This window comes from Olleya sp. AS48, from assembly GCF_038900355.1.
Classification (GTDB): Bacteria; Bacteroidota; Bacteroidia; order Flavobacteriales; family Flavobacteriaceae; genus Olleya.
This window is the reverse complement of record NZ_JBBMRD010000006.1, coordinates 231,732-237,971: the sequence shown is the minus strand read 5'-3', so window position 1 is coordinate 237,971 and position 6,240 is coordinate 231,732. Positions and strand designations below refer to the sequence as shown.

6 protein-coding genes are annotated in these 6,240 nt (G+C 29.6%); all 6 read right to left on the bottom strand.

From position 1 onward, the window contains the following. Nucleotides 1-343: 343 nt before the first annotated feature. Nucleotides 344-1,270: a carboxypeptidase-like regulatory domain-containing protein gene (locus WNY60_RS09700; protein WP_342862238.1), complete on the bottom strand. Its 927-nt coding sequence runs from the start codon at nucleotides 1,268-1,270 to the stop codon at nucleotides 344-346. A 359-nt stretch (nucleotides 1,271-1,629) separates the two neighbouring features. Next, nucleotides 1,630-2,676: an ACR3 family arsenite efflux transporter gene (gene arsB / locus WNY60_RS09695; RefSeq protein WP_145000453.1), complete on the bottom strand. Its 1,047-nt coding sequence runs from the start codon at nucleotides 2,674-2,676 to the stop codon at nucleotides 1,630-1,632. Between the two features lie 2 nt (nucleotides 2,677-2,678). Next, nucleotides 2,679-3,314, bottom strand: coding sequence for a protein-tyrosine-phosphatase (locus WNY60_RS09690; protein WP_261375233.1), 636 nt, complete (start codon nucleotides 3,312-3,314; stop codon nucleotides 2,679-2,681). A 188-nt stretch (nucleotides 3,315-3,502) separates the two neighbouring features. Continuing rightward, nucleotides 3,503-3,904 carry an OsmC family protein gene (locus WNY60_RS09685; protein ID WP_145000451.1) on the bottom strand — a complete coding sequence of 134 codons (402 nt, stop codon included), beginning with the start codon at nucleotides 3,902-3,904 and terminating at the stop codon, nucleotides 3,503-3,505. 27 nt (nucleotides 3,905-3,931) lie between these two features. Next, the gene (locus tag WNY60_RS09680; RefSeq protein WP_145000449.1) at nucleotides 3,932-4,156 is read right to left on the bottom strand and encodes a hypothetical protein; all 225 of its coding nucleotides are present in this window, start codon (nucleotides 4,154-4,156) and stop codon (nucleotides 3,932-3,934) included. A 167-nt stretch (nucleotides 4,157-4,323) separates the two neighbouring features. Beyond that, nucleotides 4,324-6,228 carry a DUF349 domain-containing protein gene (locus WNY60_RS09675; RefSeq protein ID WP_339808162.1) on the bottom strand — a complete coding sequence of 635 codons (1,905 nt, stop codon included), beginning with the start codon at nucleotides 6,226-6,228 and terminating at the stop codon, nucleotides 4,324-4,326. Between the last annotated feature and the right edge of the window lie 12 nt (nucleotides 6,229-6,240).

The window sequence follows — 6,240 nt, the reverse complement described above, 5'->3', positions numbered from 1 at the left end:
GTAGTATTATATAAAATAGAAAAAGCACAATCTTAGGATTGTGCTTTTTTATGTGATTTATTAATGTTCGTTTAACGTTGTTGTATATGGTTTGTTGCGTGGTTTAAGCACCTAATTTAGCAAATAAAAACCGAATAGAATATTCTGAAGGAATGTTCGTAAGTAGGCTAGAACTAGCAATAAATTATATACGGTGTTCTACACAGTAGTTTTTCAGATTTCGAATTATTTACCTAAATACTTTTTTTTGGTTTTTACGTTTGAGTGAATTCGTACAGTATTTTATGCGATAATATTTTTCAATTCAATTTGAGTGAGCAATTTCTCAAATTACTTATTATTTTTAATTTTCATAGTATTTTAGTTCTACATCTATAATTAAATCTCTATAATGATTCTTTGTCAGTCCTTTCATATTTCCGAAAGTTTCACCACCCAAAGTTCTATAATAGGTAGTTGCTTTTTTAACATATGATTCAAGTAACATTGGTGTAATTATATAAAAAGAACCTGTTTTTGGTTGAGTTAAACTTGGATTTATGGATTGTAAGCCTAAGAATAAACCCTCTTTTGGAAATTTAATATTGTAATTTTTTAAATCCACCTTAATAGCTTGCTTTTTATTTCTGTTTTTGTATTTGTTCTCGAGTTCGGGTTTGGGCTCGGGTTTAATAATAATATCGCTCTCCAACAAAACTAAATCTTTTGGTTTTTTGCTAATTGAATCTACAGAATAAAAATTTAACCTATAATGTACAGGTAGCTTTTGTCCATAATCTCTTTCATAGCTTCTAAAATAAAATGTAACGTTAAGTAACTTACCAGACGTATTCTTATTATTATTTACAAGCTTAATTACTTCTTCATTATACTTTATATTATGCCCTATTAACTTTTTGCCTTTAGACTTAATTTTATAGGTTGTCTGAGATAATTTTTTAGATGATTTTATAAGAACTTCGTCTAGTAGTTCTATGTCCTCTTTTAAATATAACCTATAAATGCTATCTCTATCTCTTTTTTTGTGGTTTATAACTATTTTTTGAGGTTTATATCCAACATACGTTACCAATAAAGTGTCACTTCCTAAGTTGTTTTTGTTATTAATTTGAAAAGCACCTTTAAAATTTGTTGCAACACCAATTTGTTCCGATTGTAATATAACGTTAGCATATACTATTGGTTCTTTAGAAACCGAATCAAGAACAACTCCATTTACTTGACCATTTAAAATATTAATGAAAAATAATATAAAGCAGAATCTATTCATTTTTGATTGCGTTTGAGTGAGTTCCGCTATTGTGTAGAAAGTATAGCGAATATGATTCCGTTTCAATGAATTATATTCGAAGTTAAACGAATTTAGTTGAAAAAAATGACAAAGTCAAATTTGCAAGTAATGCAGTATCAGAATAAAGGTTAAGATAAGGTTGATTAATACACGCAAATATCTTCTGCTTAAAATACTGGAACTTTGTATTAGAGATTTTAAAGGAGATTCCTAAAAAGTAATCGTTTTAAGTAGTATTATATAAAATAGAAAAAGCACAATCTTAGGATTGTGCTTTTTATTTTATTACTTGTAATTATCTGTTAAGTAATTATTTATTTACTGTGTTCTGCGTCTTTTTACAAAGTAGCGTGTCCATAATATTTTTTTCTTAGCCAGAAAGAGACTCTCACTAATAAAATCAGCGCAGGAACTTCTACTAAAGGACCAATAACACCTGCAAAAGCTTGTCCAGAATTAAGTCCAAAAACAGCAATAGCGACAGCAATAGCTAGTTCAAAATTATTACCAGCAGCAGTAAATGCAACAGAAGCGGTTTTATCATATTCTGCACCAGAAGCTTTTGTAAAGAAAAAACCGATAATAAACATTAGTAAAAAATAGATAAGTAATGGTACTGCAATAATTAAAACATCCATTGGTATTTCTACAATTAACTCACCTTTTAACGAAAACATAATGACTATTGTAAATAATAGTGCAATTAAAGTCATAGGAGATATTGTTGGTATAAATGTATTAGTATACCAATCTTCACCTTTTAATTTTACTAAAATTTGTCTGCTTAAAATCCCTAAAAGAAAAGGGATACCTAAATATATAGCGACACTTTCTGCAATGGTACCTATTGAAATATCTACAATAGCACCTTCAAATCCAAAATAAGGAGGTAATATGGTTATAAAAAGCCAAGCGTAAAAACTATAAGCAAATACTTGAAAAATACTGTTTAAAGCGACTAAACCTGCACCATACTCGCTACTACCTTCTGCAAGATCATTCCAAACCAAGACCATTGCAATACAACGTGCTAAACCAATTAAAATTAGCCCAACCATATATTCTGGATAGTCTTTTAAAAATGTAATAGCCAGAATAAACATTAAAACAGGTCCGATAATCCAATTTAGAATAAGCGAAATTGACAATATTTTAGTGTTTTTAAAAACCTTTGGTAATAAAGCGTAATTAACTTTTGCTAATGGTGGATACATCATTAAAATTAAACCAATTGCAATTGGATAATTTGTAGATCCACTACTAAAGGAATTTATAATATCTGGAAAGGTTGGTATAAAATACCCAAGTCCAACACCAATTATCATTGCTACAAATATCCATAGCGTTAGATTTTTATCTAGAAAACTTAATTTTTTTGAAGCCATTTTTATGATTTTATTTGAGAGAAAACAAATAACATTTCAGTAGCTATTTGCAAACTTCTTTCGTTGTATTTTTCTTCTTGTTGTGGTGTGTTATCAAATGCTTTTGGATCTTCAAAAGTAATAGGTATACGTTGCTCAGCACCAGCAATAAATGGACAACCACCATCTGCTTGACTACAAGTCATAATTGCAGCAAATTGTGATTGCGGATTAAAATCGTCATCTAATGTTTTTGAAAAACCAATAATTGGATGTTCGTTATTAGAATATTTGATTGAATAAATTGGGTTTTTATCGTTTGATAGCGCATTTATTTTAAACCCAGATTGGTTTAATGTTTTGATAACCATAGGGTAAACTGCTGTTGCTTCAGTACCACCAGAGTAACAAAATACGTTTTTAATAGCAAAGTAGCTGGCTATTGTTTGTGCCCAAATTTGCGATAAATGACTGCGTCTAGAATTATGTGTACAAATAAAATTAATACGTATTTCTAGGTTATTATTCACCTTTGATTGTATATAATCTGCTAAAGGTTGTAATACTTCTTTTCGTGATTCAGAAATGGTATCAGGTCTTAATTGCTTAATTGTTTTTTCTATGTCTTCAAATAGCATAGGCTGTGTATTAGACTTCATTGTAAGTTGATTTTAAAAAACAGTTTGTATTATATGACTAATATATTTTTTGATATTTAAATTAATTTCTATTATTAATTAATTCATTGCAATGTTACGATTAATGTTTAAACATTCAAATAAATTATATCTCATTTATGTATTACTTTACATAAAGTTAATCTTAGAATTGTAGTCTGTTAATGGATTTATGCTTTTGTCGTAACGGTTCCGTTTATATCGCAGCTTAATTTAACCGTATTATAAATGGTACCAAATTTTTCAATATTTTTTTTCAGCAAGTTTACGTTTAGATTTTTATCTGTAGTATCTATTATTAATTGATAGTCTATTTGATCCATTCTTGGTGGTTTGTCTAGACGGACTCCTTGTACTGTAATGTCTGCAGAAGTGTATTCAAATTTCATTAAAACAGAAAAACGTTGTACATTTTTTAAAATACAAGCAGCAAAAGCACTTAAAAATAAATCAGCAGGACTAGCAAGCGTGTCGTTAGATTGTGGTGTAGTACCAAATTGTATTGCAGTCTCTTTTATAGTGATTGAAGCGTCCTTATTGGCAAAGGATTTAGCGTTAATACCGTAGGTCATAATTGGTATACTTTATTACTAATGTTTTTAATCTAATATCTGATAATCTATATCCAGTTTGCGCAAGGCTCTTAACGCAGATCCTGAGTTTTTGTCATCCACATCAAAATCGATAGGATCTCCTTCTAATAAGATTTCTGTAAATTGAAAGGCTTGTGCTGCATTAATATCTATTGCAATAGCTTCAATACAATTAGCAATTCCTTTTTTATCAGGTCTAATTGCGTCGCAGGATAATAGGTTTATTTTCATAATAGTAATTTACTAATTTAAAACCATATACTTTAGTAAGTACAAGGTTATTATATATAAAACTCTATTTAGTTTTTGTAAGTGTAACTAAAGCAAAAAAAAGTTGCTAAATCTATTACATGTGTAATATTTATAGCAACTTTAATTTTAAAATTAGTTAGATTTTATTAATTGTACAATCCTTTAATTTTTTTAAGTTTTGTATCCCATAATTGTAAATCATCCTTATGCTTTTTAATGTTTTTATGCACTTCTTTAACTAATGGATTATCTGATTTTACATTTGAGAAAAATTGTAAGTTATTTTCAAGTTGAATAATTTCACCTTTAATTTCATCTACTTTTTTCTGGATGTAAAAACGCTCATTATCAATAGCGCGACTGTCATCACCAGAAGATAATTGATCTAACTTGTTTTCAAATTTTATCAACTCGGCTTCCGTTTTATTTAAGTCCAAAGATTTAAATAATCCATCAAGTGTATCATTAAAGTCGCTTTCTATTTGTTTCTTATTACGTGGCACACGACCTAAAGTTTTCCAGCTATTAATTTGTGTTTTTATAGTTGCTAAGTCCGTTTTTTGATCTCCAGAAAGAGTCAAGTTTTTAACTTCAGATAGTAAGGCTTCTTTTTGTGTAAAAGCCTCTTCCTCTTCAGCACTAGCTGCATTTCTTTGTTCTTTAATACGATCAAAATAGTGGTTACAAGCACTTTTAAATTGCTTCCATATTTTATCACTATCTTTTCTAGGGACATGTCCAATACGTTTCCAATCGCCTTGAATTTTTTTCATCAACTGCGTTGTTGCCTGAAAATCTTCACTGTCTTTATTGTCTTCAGCAATTTTAATTAATTCTAGTTTTTTCTCTAGATTATCGTATTGGTCTTTCTTTAAGCTTTTATAAAATTCGTTTTTACGTCTATTAAAACCTCTTACAGCTTCTTTAAATTTAGCCCAAGTTGCTTCGTTAACTTTAACAGGTACTTTGCCTGCTTTGAAAAACTCTTCTCTTAAGGCTTCAATTTCTTTAATTTTATTTTGCCAACCACTATGATTCGTGATTTTTTCACTTGCTTTTTCTTCAATAAGCGTGATTATCGCCTGTTTATTTAATAAGTTTTGCTCATAAACAGTGTCCAAATTTTTAAAGTAATCTTGACGCTTCGCGTTAATTTTTTTAGTCGCTTCTTTAAAGCGCTCCCAAATTGGTTCTCTATGTTCTCTAGCTACAGGTCCAAGTTCTTCTTTCCAAATCTTATGTAAATTTTGAAGTTCTCTAAAGGCTCTGTTGGTATTTTCATCATTAGCTAATGCTTCAGCTTGCTCGATAATTTTAGTTTTAAGCTCTAAATTATGTTCAAAATCTTTATCGCGCAAATCTCTGTCTAAATGTAGTAGGTCGTAAAAACGTTCGACATTAAAATGGTAGCTATTCCAAGCGTTGTTATATTTATCTCTTGGTATTGGACCAGCAGTTTTCCATTGGTCTTGTAACTCTTTAAACTTTTTGTATTTAGTGTTCATAGAGTCTTCAGCATCTTCTGTTAATGCTTTAATACCTTCTATTATGTCTAATCGATTAGTAAGATTTTGCTTGTGGTTTTGTTCTATATTTTTGTAGTGACCACTTAAGCGTTGTCTGTAATCTTTATAGTTATCTTTAAAGCTTTGTTGGATAGGTGTGTGATATCTAAAGTCAATCTCATTACCACCATTACTTAAAAACTCTTCTTTTTTCTCGTCCAAAAGCTCATGAAACTGCTTGTCAAATTCTGTTTTGATTGCATCTACATGTTTTTTAATAGCTTGTACTTTTTCGTTTTTAACCAAACGCTCAAGTTCGATAACCAATTGCTCTAAATTAAGCGATTCGTAATCTTTATCTTCAATGTTATGTCTGTCAACGTTACCTTCATCTTCAGCATCTTCTGCATTAGAATCTTCAATTTCATTTAAAACATCATCGTTATCTTCTACTTTAGAAGTTACTTCTTGTGGTGTTTCTGGTTGTACGTTTTCAGTGTTTTCTTTCGTTCCATCTGCATTTTGCAGGTTATCTAGCTCTGACATTTTTAAAATGTT